13 protein-coding genes are annotated in these 21278 nt (G+C 55.5%); 8 read left to right on the top strand and 5 right to left on the bottom strand.

Going from position 1 to position 21278, the window contains the following annotated elements; genetic code table 11:
• Nucleotides 1-158 precede the first annotated feature (158 nt).
• The 3 genes from purH to JQC75_RS01895 all read left to right on the top strand — a co-directional run bounded on the left by purH (nt 159) and on the right by JQC75_RS01895 (nt 6496).
• Nucleotides 159-1748 carry a bifunctional phosphoribosylaminoimidazolecarboxamide formyltransferase/IMP cyclohydrolase gene (gene purH / locus JQC75_RS01905; RefSeq protein WP_203325825.1) on the top strand — a complete coding sequence of 530 codons (1590 nt, stop codon included), beginning with the start codon at nt 159-161 and terminating at the stop codon, nt 1746-1748.
• Nucleotides 1749-1805: 57 nt separating this feature from the next.
• On the top strand, nt 1806-3101 hold the full coding sequence (gene purD, locus JQC75_RS01900) for a phosphoribosylamine--glycine ligase (protein WP_203325824.1): 1296 nt from the start codon (nt 1806-1808) through the stop codon (nt 3099-3101).
• Nucleotides 3102-3295: 194 nt separating this feature from the next.
• Entirely contained in the window at nt 3296-6496 is a 3201-nt protein-coding gene (locus JQC75_RS01895) for an ImpA family metalloprotease (RefSeq protein ID WP_203327091.1), read from the top strand.
• Nucleotides 6497-6565: 69 nt separating this feature from the next.
• On the opposite strand, the gene JQC75_RS01890 is transcribed toward JQC75_RS01895, so the two are convergent.
• The 3 genes from JQC75_RS01890 to hemE all read right to left on the bottom strand — a co-directional run bounded on the left by JQC75_RS01890 (nt 6566) and on the right by hemE (nt 11558).
• Nucleotides 6566-7366 (bottom strand): SDR family oxidoreductase, encoded by an 801-nt coding sequence (locus JQC75_RS01890; RefSeq protein ID WP_203325823.1) that lies wholly within the window; start codon nt 7364-7366, stop codon nt 6566-6568.
• A gap of 72 nt (nt 7367-7438) precedes the next feature.
• On the bottom strand, nt 7439-9877 hold the full coding sequence (locus JQC75_RS01885; RefSeq protein ID WP_239002063.1) for a putative bifunctional diguanylate cyclase/phosphodiesterase: 2439 nt from the start codon (nt 9875-9877) through the stop codon (nt 7439-7441).
• Between the two features lie 616 nt (nt 9878-10493).
• A complete protein-coding gene (gene hemE, locus JQC75_RS01880; RefSeq protein ID WP_203325821.1) occupies nt 10494-11558 on the bottom strand; it encodes a uroporphyrinogen decarboxylase in 1065 nt (354 codons plus the stop codon).
• A 457-nt stretch (nt 11559-12015) separates the two neighbouring features.
• Here hemE and rsd point away from each other — a divergent pair, with 457 nt between their 5' ends.
• The 4 genes from rsd to JQC75_RS01860 all read left to right on the top strand — a co-directional run bounded on the left by rsd (nt 12016) and on the right by JQC75_RS01860 (nt 16194).
• Nucleotides 12016-12480, top strand: coding sequence for a sigma D regulator (gene rsd, locus JQC75_RS01875; RefSeq protein ID WP_203325820.1), 465 nt, complete (start codon nt 12016-12018; stop codon nt 12478-12480).
• Between the two features lie 186 nt (nt 12481-12666).
• Nucleotides 12667-13287: a glutathione S-transferase family protein gene (locus JQC75_RS01870; RefSeq protein ID WP_203325819.1), complete on the top strand. Its 621-nt coding sequence runs from the start codon at nt 12667-12669 to the stop codon at nt 13285-13287.
• A 187-nt stretch (nt 13288-13474) separates the two neighbouring features.
• Nucleotides 13475-14197: an alpha/beta hydrolase gene (locus JQC75_RS01865; protein WP_203325818.1), complete on the top strand. Its 723-nt coding sequence runs from the start codon at nt 13475-13477 to the stop codon at nt 14195-14197.
• 614 nt (nt 14198-14811) lie between these two features.
• Nucleotides 14812-16194 carry a DEAD/DEAH box helicase gene (locus tag JQC75_RS01860; RefSeq protein WP_203325817.1) on the top strand — a complete coding sequence of 461 codons (1383 nt, stop codon included), beginning with the start codon at nt 14812-14814 and terminating at the stop codon, nt 16192-16194.
• Between the two features lie 405 nt (nt 16195-16599).
• Here the strand turns inward: JQC75_RS01860 and JQC75_RS01855 are convergent, their stop codons facing one another.
• Both JQC75_RS01855 and acnB read right to left on the bottom strand, forming a co-directional pair.
• Nucleotides 16600-17409 carry a DUF2971 domain-containing protein gene (locus JQC75_RS01855; RefSeq protein WP_203325816.1) on the bottom strand — a complete coding sequence of 270 codons (810 nt, stop codon included), beginning with the start codon at nt 17407-17409 and terminating at the stop codon, nt 16600-16602.
• A 165-nt stretch (nt 17410-17574) separates the two neighbouring features.
• A complete protein-coding gene (gene acnB / locus JQC75_RS01850) occupies nt 17575-20172 on the bottom strand; it encodes a bifunctional aconitate hydratase 2/2-methylisocitrate dehydratase (protein WP_203325815.1) in 2598 nt (865 codons plus the stop codon).
• A 372-nt stretch (nt 20173-20544) separates the two neighbouring features.
• Here acnB and hxpB point away from each other — a divergent pair, with 372 nt between their 5' ends.
• Nucleotides 20545-21210, top strand: coding sequence for a hexitol phosphatase HxpB (hxpB, locus tag JQC75_RS01845; RefSeq protein ID WP_203325814.1), 666 nt, complete (start codon nt 20545-20547; stop codon nt 21208-21210).
• The last annotated feature ends 68 nt before the right edge of the window (nt 21211-21278 follow it).

The raw sequence follows: 21278 nt of genomic DNA, 5'->3' as shown, positions 1-21278 counted from the left end.
GCGTTTTACGGTAGAATACGCGCCCATAAAAAGGTGTCTTGGCAGACCAATAACATCGCGTGAGGGGAACGCGAGGGGCTTTTGGAAAATAAAACATTGATGTTGTTTTGTTTTCCGAAAGATCCTTGAACCCTTAACAGCGGAAAACTGTACCCAAAATGAATAATGCCAGACCCATTCGCCGCGCGCTGCTGAGCGTGTCCGATAAAACAGGTATCCTCGAGTTTGCCCAGGCACTGCATGCACAGGGCGTAGAACTCCTGTCCACCGGTGGCACTGCCAAGCTGCTGGCCGATAACGGCGTACCTGTGATCGAAGTTTCTGACTACACAGGTCACCCTGAGATCATGGACGGTCGGGTCAAGACCCTGCATCCCAAGGTGCATGGTGGCATTCTGGCGCGTCGCGGCCAGGACGAAGATGTAATGGCTGCCAACAACATTGGCCCTATCGATCTGGTTGCCGTTAACCTGTATCCCTTTGCTGCTACCGTTGCCAAGCCTGGCTGTACCCTGGAAGACGCCATCGAGAACATCGATATCGGCGGTCCTACCATGGTGCGCGCTGCTGCCAAGAACCACAAAGACGTGGTGATTGTGGTTAACGCCAAAGACTACGACCGCGTGCTGGCCGAAATGAGCGTGAGCGGCGGTTCGACTACCCACGCTACCCGCTTCGATCTGGCCATTGCCGCCTTTGAGCACACTGCTGCTTACGATGGCATGATTGCCAACTACTTCGGTACCATGGTACCGGCTCACAGCAGCGACGAGTGCCACGACGATTCCAAATTCCCACGCACCTTCAACACCCAGCTGGTGAAGAAGCAGGACCTGCGCTACGGCGAAAACAGCCACCAGAGCGCCGCCTTCTACGTGGATTTGAACAGCGACGAGGCCTCAGTGGCCACCGCCACTCAGCTTCAGGGTAAGGCCCTGTCTTACAACAACATCGCCGACACCGACGCCGCCCTTGAGTGCGTAAAAGAATTCGCCGCCCCTGCCTGCGTTATCGTCAAGCACGCCAACCCCTGTGGTGTAGCCCTGGGTGATAACCTGCTGGACGCCTACAACCGCGCCTACAAGACCGACCCAACGTCTGCCTTCGGTGGCATCATCGCCTTTAACCGCGAGCTGGACGGCGAAACCGCCGCCGCCATCGTTGAGCGTCAGTTCGTGGAAGTGATCATCGCCCCCGTGGTGAGCCAGGCCGCCCGCGACGTGGTTGCCAAGAAAACCAACGTACGTCTTCTGGAGTGCGGTCAGTGGACCGGGCAGACCAAGGGTCTGGACTACAAGCGCGTAAACGGTGGCCTGCTCATTCAGGACCGCGATCAGGGCATGGTGACCGAGGCCGAGCTTAAAGTCGTGACCAAGCGCGTACCCACCGAAGCCGAACTGAAAGATCTGATGTTCTGCTGGAAAGTGGCTAAGTTCGTGAAATCCAACGCCATCGTGTATGCCAAAGAAGGCATGACCATCGGCGTGGGCGCAGGCCAGATGAGCCGCGTATACAGTGCCAAGATTGCCGGCATCAAGGCCGCCGATGAAGGCCTGGTGGTTGAAGGCTCAGTAATGGCTTCCGATGCCTTCTTCCCATTCCGCGACGGTATCGACGCCGCTGCGGCTGCCGGTATCAGCTGCATCATTCAGCCCGGCGGTTCTATCCGCGATGAGGAAGTGATTGCCGCCGCCGACGAGCACGGCATGGCCATGGTGTTCACCAACATGCGCCACTTCCGCCACTGATAAGATTGAGGCAGCCTTAGGGCTGCCTTTCGCATTCAAGATTTAAGGAATAAGCAGATGAATATTCTCGTGATTGGCAGTGGTGGCCGTGAACATGCTCTGGCCTGGAAAGCCGCCCAGAATGCCGACGTAAATACCGTATTTGTAGCCCCCGGCAACGCCGGTAGCAGCCTCGAGCCCAAGGTGGAAAACGTGGCGATTGATGCCACCGACATCCCTGCGCTGCTCGCCTTTGCCAAACAAAGTAATATCGCCCTGACCATTGTTGGCCCGGAAGCGCCGCTGGTGATTGGTGTGGTGGATGCGTTTCGCGCCGAAGGCCTGACCATCTTTGGCCCAACTCAGGGCGCCGCGCAACTGGAAGGCTCCAAGGCCTTCACCAAGGACTTTTTGGCCCGCCATCAGATCCCGACTGCGGATTATCAAAACTTCACCGACATCCAGCCTGCCAAAGCCTTTGTGGCCGAGATGGCCGCCAGGACCGGCTTCCCAGTGGTGATCAAGGCCGATGGTCTGGCCGCCGGTAAGGGCGTGATTATCGCTCAGGATCAGGCCGAGGCCGATGCCGCCATCGACGATATGCTGGCTGGTAACAAGTTTGGCGAAGCCGGCTCACGCGTAGTGGTGGAAGAGTTCCTCAAGGGCGAAGAAGCCAGCTTCATCGTGATGGTCGACGGCAAGAACATTCTGCCGATGGCCACCAGCCAGGACCACAAGGCCCGCGATAACGCCGACCACGGCCCCAACACCGGTGGCATGGGTGCCTACTCCCCAGCCCCTGTGGTAACTCAGGACGTACACGACTGGGTCATGGCCAATGTCATTCGCCCAACCGTGGATGGCATGGCAAGTGAGGGCAATGTCTACACAGGTTTCCTGTATGCCGGTCTGATGGTTGACCCACAGGGCCAAGCCAAGGTGCTGGAATACAATTGCCGTTTCGGCGACCCAGAGACCCAGCCCATCATGATGCGTCTGAAGTCTGATCTGGTTGAGCTGTGTCTGGCTGCCTGCCGCGGCGAGCTGGACAAGGTGACCGCCGAGTACGACAGCCGCGCCGCCGTAGGCGTGGTACTGGCCGCCGGTGGTTACCCGGATGAGTACCGCAAGGGTGATGTCATTGAAGGCCTGTCCCTTGGTAACAACGATGCCAAGGTGTTCCACGCCGGTACCAAGATGGTCGATGGCCGCGTCGTCACCAACGGTGGCCGCGTCCTGTGCGCCACTGCCCTGGGCAACAGCGTGACCGAAGCGCAAAAAGCCGCTTACGCTCTGGTGGATGAAATCCACTGGGATGACGTGTACTTCCGCACCGACATTGGCTATCGCGCCATTGCCCGCGAAAAGCAGTAAATACCCGTCCTTGAGAAAGCCGGCATACGCCGGCTTTTTTGTGCCTGCATTTTGACGATCGTCAAAGATGCCATCATGTAAATCAATGAATTTATTGCATTTAATTCTTTAAAGCCAAGAGGGAAAGGTTATAATGCCCGCACAATAACAGTACAAAAAGCCCACAAGGACTCCCCATGAGAAACACAGTGGCCATGCGAAATACCCTGGTTTTCACCGCCCTGAGCCTGGCCCTTTATGGCTGCGGTGGAGGCGGTTCTTCCGATGGTGATGGTGGCACCACCACGCCACCCGCCGCTACCCTGTACACCGCCAAGGCCCAAAGCAGCAATGGTGGCCAACTGTCTCCCGCCAGCCTCAGCATTGAAGCCGGCAAGAAAGGTAGCTTCACAGTCACCCCAAGCAGCGGCTTTATCCTGGATACCATCGAGGGTTGTGGTGGCAGCCTGTCGGGCAGCAGCTACACCACGGCCGCCATGGGCGCGGATTGCACCGTCAGCGCCAGTTTTATCACCAATGCCGCCAATGCCATTCGCCATCGCGACCACAGCCTGGCCACTGATGCTGAACTTATCAGCCACGCAAGAGACGCCGTCGCTGCCGCCGAAGGTTCCCGTAAGGCGCTGGTCGATAGCCTGTATCAGGGCATTGCCCAAATCAGCTGGCACCCGAGCCACGACTCCATTACCTTCACCAGCTTCCTGCCGGAGCGCACCCACAGCTTACTGCCCGCCAATAAAGATGGCGGTGGCAACAGCGCCAATCGTGGCCTGGTGATGGTGTCAGAAGACGGTGAGTACCGCAGCGCTGCCATGGCAGCAAACCTGTTTTCGGTCAGCACCTCAAGCGACACCGATATGCTACTTAAACGCCTCATCGGCTGGCTCACCAGGTGCGCCGACCAAACCGATGGCCTCAGCATAGTCACGGCGCAAATGCCAAGCCGCGCCGACAGCTGGTATTTCCCCCATAACGAAGGGATTCGCACCTGGCTGACCAGCAACTATGTCAATGCCCACAGCATTAACGAAGCCAACAGTTGTGATTACAATGCGTTATCAACTTGTATAGACAACCTCAAGCCCGACCTGATTATCCTGTCGGACATTGACCGCCAATCCCTTGGTCATGAGGGCATAGCCGCGGCCGTGGCCAAGGCGAAGGCCGCGGGGATCCCGCTTTTGCTGTCCAACTACTGGCGTGAAGCCAGCCCCATGCTCAGCCCGCTGTATCAGCAAATGGGGCTGGTGACCTATGGCAACTATTGGTCAAAACTCAATGCCGACAATCTGGCCGTAAGCGACATCCGCGCCAGCGATGCCAATCTGGCTGCTGTCGACCGCCTGCTGGCCAACCTGGATGCCGGTCACTTCGACACGGCGCTGCTGGACAACTGTGGCGGCAACTTCCTCTCCTGTAATGAGGCAGGGTTTGTGGAAGCCTTCAAAGCCGGTGCCGACTGGCTTCGAGGCGCTGCCATCACCCTCGATAATATGGGTCAGGACGCCTTGTCACTGAAGGGCGCCGACACCCTGCATGCATCTGTTTTACTTGCCGACAAATACCGTGCTGCCATCGACTACCCCATCGCCTGGGAAGAGCAGCAAAGCTGGCAGCAAGCCATGTTCGCCGACTGGCTGGTAAACTATGCCCGCAAGGACAACCCGGCTCAGCCCGACCTCGGTGAGTACGTAACCGACAGGAACAATCTCGCCAAGGGCAGCAACGCCAGTTACGCCCATCCGGCCACAGTCACCGAGCGCAAGACCATAGGCGTGCCCTACCCCAACCAGTGGACCACCACCGGCTGGTATGTGCTGCCGGGGCAAACGGTGACCCTGAATCGACTGGATAACGGCGATGCGCGGGTGGAAATCAAACTCAACTACCACAGACGTAACACCAACCGCGCCTTTGAGCAAAAGGTGTACCGGGCGCCACTGGAGCTGGCCACCCAGCGCCTGCGTCTGGAAAAAGGCGAAAGCATCAGCTTTTCAAGCCCCTACGGTGGCCCACTTTACCTGCATCTGGGTGGCAGCGGTGAAGCCCTGAGCACAGACATCAGCGCCAGCGGCGTAACCCGACATCCGGCCATCATGAATTTCAGCGACGACAGCCAAATCGCCGCCTTCAATGAGCGTCTGAGCCAGACCGAGCTGCCCCATGTGGATCTGCGCACCGATGGCGCTGAGCAACATATGCGCCGTGACCGCTTCATCAATGCCATTGGCGGCGCCGTGGCCGATGTGAATGCGCTGCTGAAAAGCATCTCGGAAGATCACATCAATGCGGTGTACACCCTGGCCGGCTTTAAAATTCAGGGCAAAACCCTGGCTGAATCTCTGCCCGCCGATGTAAAAGCCGCCTGCGTGAATCTGCTTGGCAGCGAGTGTCTGGATGAACCCCTGCACACCCGCAACATCATCCAGCACGCCAACTACGACCAGAACGCCCACTGCGGCGCCGGTTGCAGCGGCAACCCCTGGGATGCGGCCTGGAACATCAGCCCAACCGGCTGGGGCGATAACCACGAGCTTGGCCACAACCTGCAAACCAACCGCCTCAATGTGCAATATGCCGCCGCAGGCGACGGAGACAACTGGGCAGGTTACGCCAGTCGCGCCGGGGAGAACTCCAACAACATCTTCCCTTACGTGGTGAAATGGCAGGCCCATTATCTGCGTGACGGCAACACCACCCCCATCACCGATGGCCATATGAACCATAAAGATTTGTTTTATGTGTTTATGTCGGATGCCGCTGGCGTGAAAGACAGCAGCGGCAACCGGGTGGTGCTCGGCGCCAACTGCAAGGTGCTGGATGCGGGCAGCGACCGCTACGAAGCCCCGTGGAAGAGCAACAACTATGCGGTGCACAACGGCTACCGGATGGCGTTTTACATCCAGATGGCGCTTCGCAGCCACGGCATGCAGCTGGCCGATGGCACCCGTTTGGCCAATGGTTTCAATATTTTCACCCTGCTTTACCAGCACCAGCGCATCTTTGGCGCCTTAAGCGGTAATCAAGCCGATTGGGATGCCAATAAAGACCGTCTGGGTTTTGGCCTGTTCCCCTTCGAAGGCCACAGCCTTTACGCGGGCAAGAAGGTGCGGGATATACCGGGCAACGACTTTATGCTGGTGTCGTTAGGCAAGCTCACTGGCATTAACTGGCAGAGCCACTTCGATATGTTGGGGCTGCGCTACTCAAGTCTTGCGGCCACCCAGGCCCAGGCCAATGCCACCAAGGGCAGCCTGCCGATGGGCATGTATGTGCTGGAGACAGACCTGCCGCCTGCCAATATGAGTGAAGGCCTGAGCTTCCTGCCGCTGTCACTCTCCGACGCCACCACCCAGTGGCGCGATGGCAGCTCACCGGCAAGTTGCAGTTTATAAAACAAAAAACGCCCTTCGGGGCGTTTTTTTATGTCCGATTAAACGTGATTTCGACGTAAGCCAGACGGCTCAATGGCCACCGGCAATGGCTTTTCGGGCGATGCTATCAATCAAAGATGGCCACAGCAGGCGCACCCAACGGCCGAGGCGACCACGGCGGGACATGATCAGCATCCGTTCGCGGCAGGCAATGGCAGGCGCCATGGCGGCCGCACAGGCTTCGGCAGACATTATCTTGTCTTCCTTCATCGGGGTGGCGCCGAGGGGATTACCCTTGCCGTCCAACGCCCGCTTATGGATTTGCGATACCACAAAGTCGGGGCAAATCACGGTGACGGCCACATTGTCATCGGCGAGCTCAATTCTGAGGGAGTCGAAAAAGCCCATCATGGCATGTTTGGAGGCAGCATAGCCGCTGCGGGTGGGCACGCCGGTCAGCCCCGCTACCGAAGCAATGGCCACCATCTGACCCTGGCTTTGTTTGAGATACGGCAAGGCCATATGGGTGAGGCGCGCCGGAGCCAGGTAGTTCACTTCCATAATCCGCTCGAGAATACTGAGATCTTCAAGCTCATCAAAACGTGACCACATGGTCATGCCGGCATTGTTGATAAGAATATCCAGGCGTCCAAAGCGGGCGATACAGGCATCAATTAGCTCGCGGCATTCATTCGGATGGGTAAGATCTGCACTGTGAATAAGGACATCGACCTCAGTCCCCAATTCCAGCACCAGCGACTGCAGCCGGGATTCGCTGCGGGCGGTGAGTACCAGATGACAGCCAAGCCTGGCAAGCTCCCTCGCCAAAGCCCGGCCAATGCCTTCCGAAGCACCGGTCAACAACACCACCTTGTCCATCAGGCCATCCATAGATCCCCTCGATTTAAGATTTTCCAATTTTACAGAGAGTTACACTGTCACAATCCCTGCTGACTTGCAATCTTAAGCCAGTTGTCTCAACGGAACCGGGACGTAGTCTTTCAAGGGTTTCGGGCGCCCCACGGCATAGCCCTGCGCATAATTAATGCCGATTTCTTCAAGCCGCGCCATGATGTCCTGGCTTTCCACAAACTCGGCCACGGTTTCTATCCCCATCACGCTGCACACATCATGGATGGACTTCACAATGGCGAAATCCTTGGCATTGCTGGCCAGCTGACGCACAAAGCAGCCGTCAATTTTCACATAGTCCACCGGCAATTCCCGCAGATATCCATAGGACGCAAAGCCGCTGCCAAAATCGTCGATGGCAAAAGCAAAGCCTTGTTTTCGAAGGCTCCTGAGCATATCCAGTGCCCTTTGCCGATTTTGAATTGCCGAGGTTTCAGTGATTTCAAAACAGATACAGGCAGGCGGGATGGCGTTTCGCTTAAGCTGCCCCACAATGAAGGACTCCATGCCTTCCACGCCCAGGCTATTGCCCGACAGGTTAATGGAAAGACAGTGGTCGCGCCAAAGCTCGGGATACCCTGCCAGCCACTCCATGGCCATGGCCACCACAGCCTTGTCGACCTCAGGCATTAGCTTAAAGCGCTCCGCCGAGGCAATAAATTGCGCAGGGGGCAAGATGCGGCCGTTACCTTCGCGGATCCTGAGCAGGATTTCCATCCGCTTACGGGGGTTCCCCCCACGAAGGGATTGAATGGGCTGAAAGTAAAGTTCCAGTTCCCTGTTGTGAATCGCTTTGGCAATCCGCAGTGCCCACTTGGGAGCATTGCGCTGATAATTAAGCTCTTTGTCTTTATCGTCGTAGAAATGTATCTGGTTACTGCCCTTCTGCTTGGCTGCCACGCAGGCGATATCGGCGTCTTTAAAAAGCTCAGCCACAGACGGCAGCGGTGCCCTGGCAAAGGCCACCCCAATGCTTACCCCCACCCGATAGCACTGCCCCTGATACTCCAGCACCTGCATCAAGAGTTGCTGCTGCAGCGTTTTGAGCAGCTGTGCGACCTCATGGGCACTGCGCCCCAAAAGCAAAATACCAAACTCATCTCCGCCGACCCGTCCAAGCAGCTCGCCGGGCGCCAAACAGGACTGAAAAGCTTTGGCCACCATACACAACATGCGATCTCCTTCCAGATGACCACAGCTGTCGTTGATGATTTTAAATTGCTCGAGGTCGAGATAGCACAGTGCCACCGACTCGTGACCCGCGGCAAGGCGCTTCATTCTGGCCTCGAAGGTGGTTCTGTTTGGCAATCCGGTTACCGCATCTTCTTCAGCCTGACGTCTGAGTTCGGCCTTGAGCCGCTCTTCTGCCGTAACGTCCCTCAAAGCCAACAGAGCGCCGGTGCGCCTGTGTTGGTGATCCTCGATAGGGCTTAAGGTGCATTGCAATAAACGCCCCGCAAACCGCAGGGAGATTTGTTTGCATGCCTCGCCCTGGCCTCGCAAAAACGCGTCCAGCAGTACCGGTTTGATACCCAGAATGCCACTGATGGATTTGGTGGCGAAATCGGTGGCTTCGCCTCCAAGCAAGCGGCAGGCCGGCGGGTTAAGATAGAGCACATCCCCCTTTGCATCCGTGAGAATAACCGCATCCGTAATCCCTTCCAGGATGACTCTGGCCTGTTCTTTTTGGGCAAAGATTTCGGCCAGCAACTTATTGCTGACACGGGAGAAATGCCGCACTTCGGCACAGCCATCGGCACTGAGGGGAAGGTATCGGCTGGCGCTGGGGTCTATGTTGCCAAGCTGAGACATAAGCCGGTTGAGCGGCACCACCAAACTGCGGCGGATCCACACATAGCCGAGCGCCAACAGCAAGATGCCCAACAGCAAAATACCCACTACTACCCTGTCGGGCTGAATGGCCAGTGTGTGAACATCGCCCAAACCGAAACTGACATCGAGCACCAAACGGGTAGCGCCAAGACTGGCTACCGGGATTTGATACTTGCCCCCAGCCCTCGACTCTACCAGCCGAATACGTTCGACCAGGCCCGATTGTCCGAGCCTGGTGAGTTCTTCCTCTGGCAAGCTTCGGGACACAAGCACACGGGAGTCGCCCTGGGTAATGGCAGTTAACAGCAAGGGGCCTGAGTCTGACAGCAGGGCGACGGCAACATCGTCAGACCCTTTCTCCAGTGCAGAGACAATATCGGGAGATAATGGTGAATCGTTGCCGAGGCCGAAGGAGACCAGTCCCTCATCAGAATAGCGGTAAAAATCCAGCCCCAGTTCGTGTGTGTGTTCATGCCAGGCCGAGTCCATGCTCGCCTGAGCTTCCGGGGGAAGACCGCTCAGTGGACCGGCATAAATGTGGCTCAGCAGCAGTTGGCGTCGAATGCTGCGCTGATATTGTTCTTCAATACTGGCAAGCTCCTGAGCGATGGATTGCTCGAGCAGCGAGGTGGCTTTGCGTTCAAACCAAAGTCCCATACCCCAATACACCAGCAAGATTGCCGGTATACAGAAAGCAGCGATAAAAACCAAAAACTTTTTGCCAATGTGCATCTTAAACCACGGCTGTGTATATCCCGTGAATCGAGGGTGATCACGGGTACTGCATAAACGCGCCGAAACATACCCTATTTACAGGCGCGCCGAAACCAGTCCTGAGCCTTCCAAGGCAAAAACTTTTGCAGGTTGCCCAAAAGCACATCAGCATGCCTTGATATAGCGCAGCATTTAACACAAAGACGGCCACTCAGTGACTTTTTTGTGATACTTCGTCGATATTGGCGCTTAATGTAAAAGATGCAAATTTTCCGCAACTTACTGTTGGGTGTGACAAGCTCGCGGGAGCGTTTTGCCCCAAACATCAGCGACTCCGTCGTGATGGCAAACTGCACGTAAGAGGGTTGGTGATAATGTGTCTGCTCAGGCGCTGAACCCCTTAAGCCATTCCGGCCGGGGTGAGGATATTTAGCTTAGCTGGCCGCCTGAGCGCAGTACCAGCACCATGGTTGAGCCTTAGTTTTGTCTCCTTGCACAGCAATAGTGAATAGCGAAAACAAAAAGGCCCGCTATCGCGGGCCTTTGCAGGATCACAAGCTTACTTGTGGTACTTGCGGGATTTCTCGTGTACTGCCTTGATAAAGGCGCCTGCGTGCTCAGGATCCACATGCTGGTGAATACCGTGGCCGAGGTTGAACACGTGACCGGTACCCTCACCGAAGCCAGCCAGAATTTGCTCCACTTCTTCTTCGATGCGTGGGATTGGCGCGTACAGCATGGATGGGTCCATGTTGCCCTGCAGGGCTACCTTGTGGCCAACACGGCGACGGGCATCGGCGATGTCCACGGTCCAGTCCAGACCCAGGGCATCACAGCCGGTTTCGGCCATGGATTCAAGCCACAGACCGCCGCCCTTGGTGAACAGGGTCACAGGCACCTGACGGCCTTCGTTGTGGCGGGTCAGACCATCAACAATCTTCTGCATGTAGCGCAGTGAAAACTCACTGTAAGCCGTGTGCGACAGCGCGCCGCCCCAGGAGTCGAAAATCATCACTGACTGAGCACCGTTGGCGATTTGCGCGTTCAGGTACAGGATGACCGAGTCGGCCAGCTTATCCAGCAGCAGATGCAGTGCCATTGGCTCGGAGTACATCATACGTTTGATTTTTTCGAACGCCTTGCTGGAGCCACCTTCCACCATGTAAGTGGCCAGGGTCCAGGGCGAGCCGGAGAAACCAATCAGCGGCACTTCGCCCTTGAGCTCACGGCGGATGGTGCTCACGGCACGCATCACGTAGCCCAGCTCATCTTCCGGATCCGGGATTGGCAGCGCCTTGATGGCTTCCAGGGTGTCGGCCTTGCGCTCGAAACGTGGGCCTTCGCCGGTTTCAAAGTACAGACCCAGGCCCATGGCATCGGGAATGGTCAGAATGTCGGAGAACAGGATAGCCGCGTCCAGCTCGTAACGGCGCAGCGGCTGCAAGGTCACTTCGCAGGCCAGCTCGGCGTTTTTGCACAGTGCCATAAAGTCACCGGCCTGGGCACGGGTTGCACGGTATTCAGGAAGATAACGGCCCGCCTGACGCATCATCCACACGGGCGTGACATCCACGGGTTGTTTAAGCAGGGCGCGCAGGTAACGATCGTTTTTCAATTCTGCCATTTGGCGTGATTCCTGTTCTTATTGAAAGCTGCGCGGTAGTTTAGCATTTACGGGAATAAAGTAACCTTTCAAAATTCATTTCTGTGAGCTGCTCGGCGCCTCAATGCCCGGGTAAAAGATATCGGACTATCTTCTGATCAGGATCAAAAGGATGACGGGAAAATGACGCTTATGTGAAATGTGAGGCAGAAAAAAGTTGCGTGGGCAGATCCCCTTTGGTATAAAAAGTCTGCGCTAGCAAGAACAATCAAGAAGCTCGTCACATCGAGCCCGCATATATTCCGACTCGCCCGGCCACAGGTTTCTGTAGCCGGGCTTTTTATTTTTGCTTTTTTGTATACAAAACAACTGGTTTGTCCATTCCATACCAGAGACTGAATGCGTCAAAAATCAGTTGATCAGGACCCGATTTCTCTCCTACAGTAAGAGAACGACATCTAAGGAAGAGAGGCCCGAAATGCTGAGTCAGCTGGAAAAAGCCGAACAAAGATGGGGCGGCGCCAATAAACTCATTGATCAGTGGCTGGAAAACCGCAGAAACCTGTTAGTGCATTACTGCCAAATTGCGGGTTTACCCCCCTATGAAGACCGCGCACGTCTCCCCTCCTTCGACCATGTCAAAGCCTTTTGCGATCTGTTGGTTGATTATGTTTCCGAAGGCCACTTCGAAATTTATAACAAGGTCGTCAGCGCCTGCGAAACCAACGGCAAGTCAAGTCAGGACATCGCCAAGAACCTGCTTCCCAAAATTCATAACACCACTGACACGGCACTGGATTTCAACGATAAGTACACGGGCGTGGATGACGACAATGTGCTGATGCAGCTCGATGAAGATCTCTCCCATCTCGGCGACGCCATGGAGACCCGCTTCCAGCTGGAAGATCAGCTGCTCGAAGTGCTGCACAGCAAACACTCTTGAATACCTTGAAGATGTCTGACAAAGCCGGCCAGCGCCGGCTTTGTTGTTTCCTGACAGGTTTCAGGTACAAGCTGTACAGGCATACCACGCCACAAGACGATACCAGCCCCCTCTTAGTCGTAACCCCCAAGGTATAAAAACGACCAGAACTCATATCCAGCAAAATGAACATCTCAGGAGAGCACAATGCCCCAGATTAAAGTCAGTTATTTCGATGTCGATGGCGGCCGCGGTGAGCCAATCCGTATCGTACTCCACGCCGCCGGTATCCCGTTTGAGGATTTCCGTTTCGGCTATGGTGAATTTGCCGAAGTGCGCAAAACCACACCACTGGGTCAGGTGCCCACTGTCAATATAGAGGGAGTGCAGTACACCCAGTCGAGTGCCTTGCTGCGCTATTTTGGCAAGGTGGCCGACCTTTATCCCCAGGACGCGTTTCAGGCGCTGCTGTGCGATGAAATCATGGATGGCTGTGAAGACCTCACCAATAAACTGGTCGCCAGCTTCGGCCTGCAGGGTGATGCCTTAAAGAGTGCCCGCGAGGCCTTTGTGGCTGGCCCCCTGCCCCTGTATCTGGGTTGGATGTCACAAAAGCTCGCCGCACAGGGTAACTACTTCGCCAACGGCAAGCTGACCATAGCGGATCTTAAAGTGTTTATGTTGCTGCGCTGGCTGGGTTCGGGCCAGTTGGATCATATTCCGGCAGACAGCGTCGCGCGTATCGCGCCCTCGCTGCAAGCCTATGCAGAGCGCATCGGTGCCGAGCCGGTCATTAGCGCTTACTATCAGGCCCGCGCGGCCAAATAGACAATCTGTAGCCGTGGGTGCCGGCTGCCTGTTAGCGCTTATATCAAGGTAGTACTTTACGGCTGAAATCAGGGTACAAAAAGGCAGGCTTACGCAGATACCATTCCCCAATGGCATCTTATCTGCTCTCAAGCCTGCCAATTTGTGTGACCTTGAATGACCGGACGAACAAACTGATGAGGTTGTGATGAAAGCAGGATTGGCGACATTGGTGCTGGCAAGCAGTTTAGCCATACAGGCAACCGCAGGACAGGCAATCGCAGGACAGGTAATCGCGGGGCAGGCAAATTCAGAGCAGGCACTCGCAGGCACTGTGGTGACTGCGCCGCCCGACAAGCCGAGCCCGTCGGCAACCTATCTCTTTTATCTACACGGCCGCATTATTGAAAACAGCGGCCCCAGGCCAACCGACCCACGCTTTGGCTTATATGATTACCCGGCGGTGCTGGATGCACTGGCTTCCCGTGGCGCGGTGGTGATTTCGGCCCAGCGACCGGCGAATACCAACGGCTATGCCTATGCCGGCGCCATAGTGGCGCAAATCGAGCAATTGATTGAAGCCGGTGTGCCTGAGCGGAACATAGTGGTGGTCGGCTTTTCAAAGGGCGGCGGCATCACTACCCGGGTATCCAGCTACCTGCATCGCCCTGAGCTGCGCTACGTGCTGCTGGCATCCTGCCCCGAAGGCTCAGTGCCACCCAGCCTGAGATTATCCGGCAAGGTATTTTCGATTTATGAAGCAAGCGATACGCTGGGCGCAAGCTGCCGCCACTTTATGGACTATCCCGAAAAACCGGCTAGCTTCAAAGAGCTTAAAATCGACACCGGCAAACTGCACGGCGCCTTTTACCAGCCCCTACCCGAGTGGCTGACCCCAGTGCTGGATTGGGTTCACGGTACGGCAGAGTGATGGATTGGTGTTTACTTCAGATGCAAACGGTATCAGTTTCATGATGTTCGACAGGATGGCCGAATAGTGGATGTCTGCTCGTTTTGGGTGTCGTTTGACTAAACAACGGAAGTTTGCTCGAAGTCGTGGGTCGCCGACCCACACCCGGGGAAAGGGGGCAGTATCGACTTGCCCCCTTGTCCAATCCCCCAGCGACCCCAGACGAAGCCGGACACTTTGGCCTTATGGGCTGAAAACGGTCACCAAGACCGACTCGCTCCAAGCTCGACGGTCTCTGCCTCGATATCCCTATCTCGGCTTGCCCGTTTTACTCAGCCCAACCGTCAAAGCGGCTTCGATGGGGTAAAAGCTGGTGCAATCTGCGAGTGAAGTGTTATAGCTGTCCTCACTTTTGCTTCACACATCGGATGGCTATCCGAGAACCAAAAACGGCTTGCATCTGTGGAAAGCGTCCATATATGTCCTGACTCTTTTCTGTCCTGGCTTTCTGTGCTTGACTTGGTTCAATGTCGGCAGGCCCCATTAAGCGCCGCTGGCTTTGAATCCCGGGTGAATAGCGATAGAATGCGCGCCCATCCTGAGGCTACCGCCCACTACACTGAGTTGGATTTTCTATGTCATTTGCTCGTCTGGGGTTAGCTCCCGCCATTACTTCGGCACTAGAGTCGCTGAACTATCAACAGCCTACCGAGATCCAGCAAAAGGCAATCCCGGTAGCCTTAAGTGGCCGCAATCTGCTGGCCGCGGCTCAAACCGGGACGGGCAAAACGGCGGCATTTGGACTGCCGCTGATTGAGCGCTTAAGCCAGGGTAAGACCGAGCGGAAAAAACGGGTACGGGCGGTGATTCTGGCGCCAACCCGGGAGTTGGTGGTGCAGGTGGCTGACAATCTCGGCGCCTACGCAGCGAATTTGCCGCTGACCGTGCTGGCCATGTATGGCGGTGTGGATATGCAGGCCCAAAAGCAGGCGCTGATTGCGGGCGTGGATATTCTGGTGGCTACGCCGGGTCGACTCAAAGACATGTACCATCAGCGCGCTGTGTATTTTGAAGAAATCCAGGTGCTGGTGCTGGATGAAGCCGACCGCATGCTGGATATGGGCTTTATTGAGGTCATTTACGACCTTATCAGCCGTATGCCCGAGAACCGCCAGAATCTGCTGTTTTCGGCGACTTTGTCGCCGCGGATCCGCGAGCTGGCCAAAACGGCGGTGCCGGACCCGGTTGAAATTGCCATCGCCAAGCCCAGCAAAAAGGAGATTTCACAGTGGTTGGTGACGGTCGACAAGGACGCCAAGTCGGCACTGCTGAGCCATCTTATCCAAACTGAACAATGGCAGCAGGCGCTGATATTCATTGAAACCAAACATGGTGCCGCCAAGTTGGTCAGCCAGCTTGAAAAGCGCGGCATTCGCGCCGAAGCCTTTCACAGTGGCCGCAGCCAGGCGTCGCGTGAACAGGTGTTGAGTGAATTTAAAGACGGCAGTTTACAGTATCTGGTAGCGACGGGCGTGGCCGCCCGGGGGATTGATGTCGATAAGCTTGAACGGGTGGTGAACTACGATCTGCCATTCCCGCCGGATGAATACATTCACCGTATCGGTCGTACCGGTCGGGCGGGCATGACAGGGGAAGCGGTGTCTTTGCTGTCAAAAGATGATTTCAAGAATCTGTGTATGATTGAAAGCCGTCTGGGGCATGTGATTGAGCGGCGGGTTATTGAGGGATTTGAGCCCAAAAAGCCTATCCCTGTGTCTATTCTCGACTATAAGCCCAGCTCTCAGCGCAGCTCTCAGCACAAAGCCCAGCCCAGCTCTCAGCGCAGCTCTCAATCAAAGTCGCGCCCAGAAAAGCCAAGGGCAAGCGAAGGCGGCACTGCTGCCAAAAGCCCTTGGGCATCGGCGCAACGGAAAAAACCTGCCAACCCACAGCGTGGAACGGGCACCGCCAGAACAGGGACGCCAAAGGGCAAGGAATCAGGCAAGCCACGGGGCTAATGTCAGAGGAAATAGCGCCAGAGGAAGTGAGGCCGCGAGCAACTGCCTGAGCTGTGGAATCAATGAGTGAGGACGGTCGCTTTGCAAGCGACGGAAGGTCGTGGGTCTTCAACCCACACCCGACCAAGAGGGGATCTACAGCAATCCCCTCTTGCCGATTTATAAATAACAGTCCCTGCCGCCCCAGACGAAGCCGGGCACTTTGGCCTTATGGGCTGAAAACGGTCACCAAGATCGACTCGCTCCAAACTCGACGGTCTCTGCCTCGATATCCCTATCTCGGCTGGCCCGTTTCACTCAGCCCAACCACCAAAGCGGCTTCGATGGGGGTAAAAGCTGGTGCAATCTGCGAGTGAAGTGTTATGGCAGTCCTGACTCTTTGTCTTTGTCATCAATAGATTGGTACTAATCCACTAGTTTTTTGGTAAAACTGCCATCATGTTTCATCTTTACTTGGTACAGTTCTACCTTAAGTGACTCTGCTTTCTCTCTTAAAATCTGCAACATAGGTTTGTCTGCGTGTGAACCCGCTATCAAGCTTTTAATGGAGAGACCAGCAGGCATGGCAGCAAAATCACCTTTGATTTTGTAGTGAACTAACCTCACCTCTTTCTCATAAGCCCAAACTGGTGATTTGGTTGCCAACAGCCTTCGCAAAGTTGCATTAGGAACCGCAAGGCACTCTGCCAATCCGATACTCAAAGGCTCGCTTGTATAAGCTACATCATGGAAGTGACAACTTCCTAAGTTGCCTCCTGCAATGGTAAGTTCCTGTGCTTCGTACTCAATAACAAAACCCTTGCATGCGCTGCTATAGTGCGCCCAACAAAGGGGTATCCGCCAATCCCGTGAAAAACATTGAACCCCAAAAGATTGCAAATTCTCTCTAATCGCCCCAGCCAAAGATGGCCATCCACCAAGCTCCGTCTCGCTTTGGACATCAGAGACTAATTCTTCAAATTTATTTGGGAACAACGGGCTGGTCCAGAGCGATGCTTCCGTAAGCGACCCATTTAAAAAAGTGGATTCTAAGCGCCTCCAATCAGAACTCTTTTCCACGTTGCCATCAGGACGTTGTAGCATTTCGTCAGATATATCAAATGGGTCATTAAACTTTTCAGGGTCTGAGATAAAGAGTTTATCTTGTGATAAAGAGCAAACCCTTTTACAGTCCGCCGGCTCATAGCGATACCAAAAAATTTCACTCCCGCTCATTCAAAAACTCCATTTCAAAAAAACAGCTTGGTAGCAAAAGATAGTGCGGTAATAACCTTACCTCACAACCTACGATCTCTCCCTCCAAAGATAACATTAACCCAATGAAAAAAGGCACAAAAAAGCCGGCTTGCGCCGGCTTTTCAACTCACTAAGCGACAGTACTTAGACCGCAGATTGGAAGATCACTTCACCGGCTTTCTTGGTGTAGGACTCAATCTCATCGAAGTTCAGGTAACGGTAGGTATCGGCGGCAGTGGCGTCGATTTCCTTGGCGTATACCTGATATTCCTCTGGCGATGGCAGACGGCCCAGCAGGGCGGCTACGGCGGCCAGTTCCGCTGAGGCCAGGTACACGTTGGCACCGGTACCCAGACGGTTCGGGAAGTTACGGGTAGAGGTAGACACCACGGTGGCGCCATCGGCTACGCGAGCCTGGTTACCCATACACAGAGAACAGCCGGGGATTTCGATACGGGCACCGACGCGGCCGAAGATACCGTAGTAACCTTCTTCGGTCAGCTGGTCCTTGTCCATCTTGGTTGGCGGAGCAATCCACAGACGGGTTGGCAGGCTCTTGGCGAACTTGTCCAGTACCTTACCGGTAGCACGGAAGTGACCGATGTTGGTCATACAGGAACCCACGAACACTTCGTCAATCTTGGTGTTGGCAACGCTGGACAGCAGCACAGCATCGTCCGGATCGTTAGGGGCACACAGGATTGGCTCTTTGATGTCGTTCAGGTCGATTTCGATAACCGCAGCGTACTCGGCATCTTTATCGGCTTCCATCAGCTCTGGGTTTTTCAGCCACTCTTCCATGCCCTTGATGCGGCGCTCGATGGTACGGCGGTCACCGTAACCTTCAGCGATCATCCACTTGAGCATGACGATGTTGGAGTTCAGATACTCGATGATGGGGTCTTTATCCAGCTTGATGGTACAACCGGCGGCAGAGCGCTCAGCAGACGCATCAGACAGTTCGAACGCCTGCTCAACTTTCAGGTGCTCCAGACCTTCGATTTCGAGGATTCGGCCAGAGAAGATGTTCTTCTTGCCTTTCTTCTCAACGGTCAGCAGACCCATTTCGATGGCCTTGTGCGGGATGGCATGCACCAGGTCACGCAGGGTGATACCAGGCTGCATCTGACCCTTGAAGCGCACCAGTACCGACTCAGGCATATCCAGTGGCATAACGCCGGTGGCAGCAGCGAAGGCTACCAGACCGGAACCGGCCGGGAAGGAGATACCGATTGGGAAACGGGTGTGCGAGTCACCGCCGGTACCTACGGTATCGGGCAGCAGCATACGGTTCAGCCATGAGTGGATAACACCGTCACCCGGACGCAGTGAAATACCACCGCGGTTCATGATGAAGTCAGGCAGGGTGTGGTGGGTGTTCACGTCCACTGGCTTTGGATAAGCGGCGGTGTGACAGAATGACTGCATGGTCAGGTCGGCGCTGAAGCCCAGACACGCGAGGTCTTTCAGCTCGTCACGGGTCATAGGACCTGTGGTGTCCTGAGAGCCTACAGAGGTCATCTTGGGCTCACAGTACTGACCGGGGCGAACACCGGCCACGCCACAGGCTTTACCCACCATCTTCTGGGCCAGGGTGTAACCCTTGCCAGTGTCGGCCACATCCTGAGGACGGACGAATTCTTTCGAGGCACCCAGACCCAGCACTTCACGGGCCTTGTCGGTCAGACCACGGCCGATGATCAGCGGAATACGGCCACCGGCGCGTACTTCATCCAGCAGCACGTCGGTCTTGAGTTCAAACTCAGAAATCACTTCATCGCTGCCATGGCGACGTACCTTGCCCTCGTAAGGGAAGATATCAATCACATCGCCCATTTCCATCTTGCTGACGTCAAGCTCGATTGGCAGAGCGCCGGCATCTTCCATGGTGTTGAAGAAGATAGGGGCGATTTTGCCGCCCAGACAGAAACCACCGGCGCGCTTGTTTGGCACGAATGGGATGTCATCACCCATGAACCACAGCACTGAGTTGGTGGCAGACTTACGGGAAGAACCGGTACCTACCACGTCACCCACGTATACCAGTGGGAAACCCTGGGTTTTCAGCTCTTCGATTTTCTTGATTGGGCCAACTACGCCTGGCTCATCGGGCACGATGCCGTCACGGGCGTTTTTCAGCATTGCCAGAGCGTGCAGCGGGATGTCTGGACGGGACCAGGCATCGGGGGCCGGAGACAGGTCGTCGGTGTTGGTTTCACCGGTCACCTTGAATACGGTCAGGGAAATCTTCTCAGCCAGCTTGGGACGGCTCAGGAACCACTCGGCATTGGCCCAGGATTCAACCACTTGCTTGGCGTGAGCATTGCCGGCATTCATCTTCTCAACCACATCGTGGAAAGAGTCGAACATCAGCAGGGTGTGTGACAGGGCTTTCACGGCCAGCGGGGCCAGCTTGTCGTTGTCCAGCTGATGGATCAGCGGCTCGATGTTGTAACCACCCTGCATGGTGCCCAGCAGCTCAACGGCACGCTCGGCGCTCAGGATAGGAGAGGTGGCAGCGCCCTTGGCGATGGCATCCAGGAAACCAGCCTTTACGTAGGCGGCTTCGTCAACGCCGGGGGGAATACGGTTTTCAAGCAGGTCCAGGATGAAGGCTTCTTCACCAGCTGGAGGATTCTTTACTAATTCAACCAGTTCGGCTACCTGGTGGGCATCGAGTGGCTTAGGGACAACGCCCTCTGCAGCACGTTCTTCGACGTGTTTACGATATGCTTCTAGCACGGCAACATTCCTCTTTGTATGGCGCTCTCAACGAAACTGCACGTCTTCGTGGATGAAGGCTACAGTCCGACAGGACGACCCGGATTTCCGGGCTGCAGTATACTACAGCTTTGAAAAAGTATGAATCAGCTCACACTCTTGTGCGGGGGAAATCTGCGGAAATTCTGTGGGCAAGCGGCACCTTATCCCAGTGATTAAACGCACGAAATTAGACAATAGTTTGAAACAAGGGCAAATTTCATACAATACAAAAAGTTACCAATCACCCATCCATTAAAATTCAACAGGCCATTTTTCAGCTGTGGCAAAATTGCGCTGAAAATTTTTTTTGCCCGAGCGACAATATCGGCTCAAATCAGCCGAGGAGACAGCATGTTAACCAACCGCATCGATGCCGTGATTTTTGATATGGACGGCATACTTATCGATTCAGAGCCCGTGTGGCAACTGGCCGAGTACGAGGTGCTGGCCGGACTCGGCCTGCCCATCAAGCCCGAAGACATTCATGAAACTGTGGGGTTTCGTATCGATATGGTGGTGGACTATTGGTATCGGCGCTTCCCCTGGGATAACTACGATAACGGCGCCGTGGCCAAACAAATTGTGGACGGCGTGGTCGCCCATATCCTGGCCGAGGGTGTGCCCATGAAGGGCGTGATTGAGGCGCTGGATTACTGCCGCGCACAGGGCCTGAAGATTGGTCTTGCCACCTCTTCAAGCTGGGTCATTATCGATGCTGTGCTGGATACCCTGAATATCCGTGACTATTTCGAGGCCATGGAGTCTGCCGAGCATCTCGATTACGGCAAGCCCCACCCCGAGGTATACCTCAAGTGTGCTGACGCCCTCGGCGTACCCGCACGTCACTGTCTGGCGGTGGAAGACTCTTTCAACGGCCTGATTGCCGCCCGCGCCGCCACCATGCAGACCCTGGCCATTCCACCCGCCCATGAGCGTGAGCAAGCCCGCTGGGCCGTGGCCCATGTGAAAGCAGATGATTTAACCGCCCTGCCCCAACTGTTGGCAAATCAGGGCTAACACTCTGTAAAAAGACAATAAAAAGCCGGGCCCTGTTCCAAAACAGTGGCCCGGCTTTTTAATGGGGA

It is taken from the genome of Shewanella litorisediminis, from assembly GCF_016834455.1.
Taxonomy (GTDB): Bacteria; Pseudomonadota; Gammaproteobacteria; order Enterobacterales; family Shewanellaceae; genus Shewanella; species Shewanella litorisediminis.
Note: the sequence above shows the minus strand (reverse complement) of the source record. Positions and strands in the feature narration are given on the sequence as shown.

Coding starts and splice junctions, on each gene's coding strand:
- JQC75_RS01865 (WP_203325818.1), top strand. CDS start 13,475: ATGAAAGCAGGATTGGCGACATTGGTGCTGGCAAGCAGTTTAGCCATA.
- purH (WP_203325825.1), top strand. CDS start 159: ATGAATAATGCCAGACCCATTCGCCGCGCGCTGCTGAGCGTGTCCGAT.
- JQC75_RS01885 (WP_239002063.1), bottom strand. CDS start 9,877: ATGGGACTTTGGTTTGAACGCAAAGCCACCTCGCTGCTCGAGCAATCC.
- JQC75_RS01860 (WP_203325817.1), top strand. CDS start 14,812: ATGTCATTTGCTCGTCTGGGGTTAGCTCCCGCCATTACTTCGGCACTA.
- purD (WP_203325824.1), top strand. CDS start 1,806: ATGAATATTCTCGTGATTGGCAGTGGTGGCCGTGAACATGCTCTGGCC.
- JQC75_RS01890 (WP_203325823.1), bottom strand. CDS start 7,366: ATGGATGGCCTGATGGACAAGGTGGTGTTGTTGACCGGTGCTTCGGAA.
- JQC75_RS01870 (WP_203325819.1), top strand. CDS start 12,667: ATGCCCCAGATTAAAGTCAGTTATTTCGATGTCGATGGCGGCCGCGGT.
- JQC75_RS01895 (WP_203327091.1), top strand. CDS start 3,296: ATGCGAAATACCCTGGTTTTCACCGCCCTGAGCCTGGCCCTTTATGGC.
- JQC75_RS01855 (WP_203325816.1), bottom strand. CDS start 17,409: ATGAGCGGGAGTGAAATTTTTTGGTATCGCTATGAGCCGGCGGACTGT.
- rsd (WP_203325820.1), top strand. CDS start 12,016: ATGCTGAGTCAGCTGGAAAAAGCCGAACAAAGATGGGGCGGCGCCAAT.
- hemE (WP_203325821.1), bottom strand. CDS start 11,558: ATGGCAGAATTGAAAAACGATCGTTACCTGCGCGCCCTGCTTAAACAA.
- hxpB (WP_203325814.1), top strand. CDS start 20,545: ATGTTAACCAACCGCATCGATGCCGTGATTTTTGATATGGACGGCATA.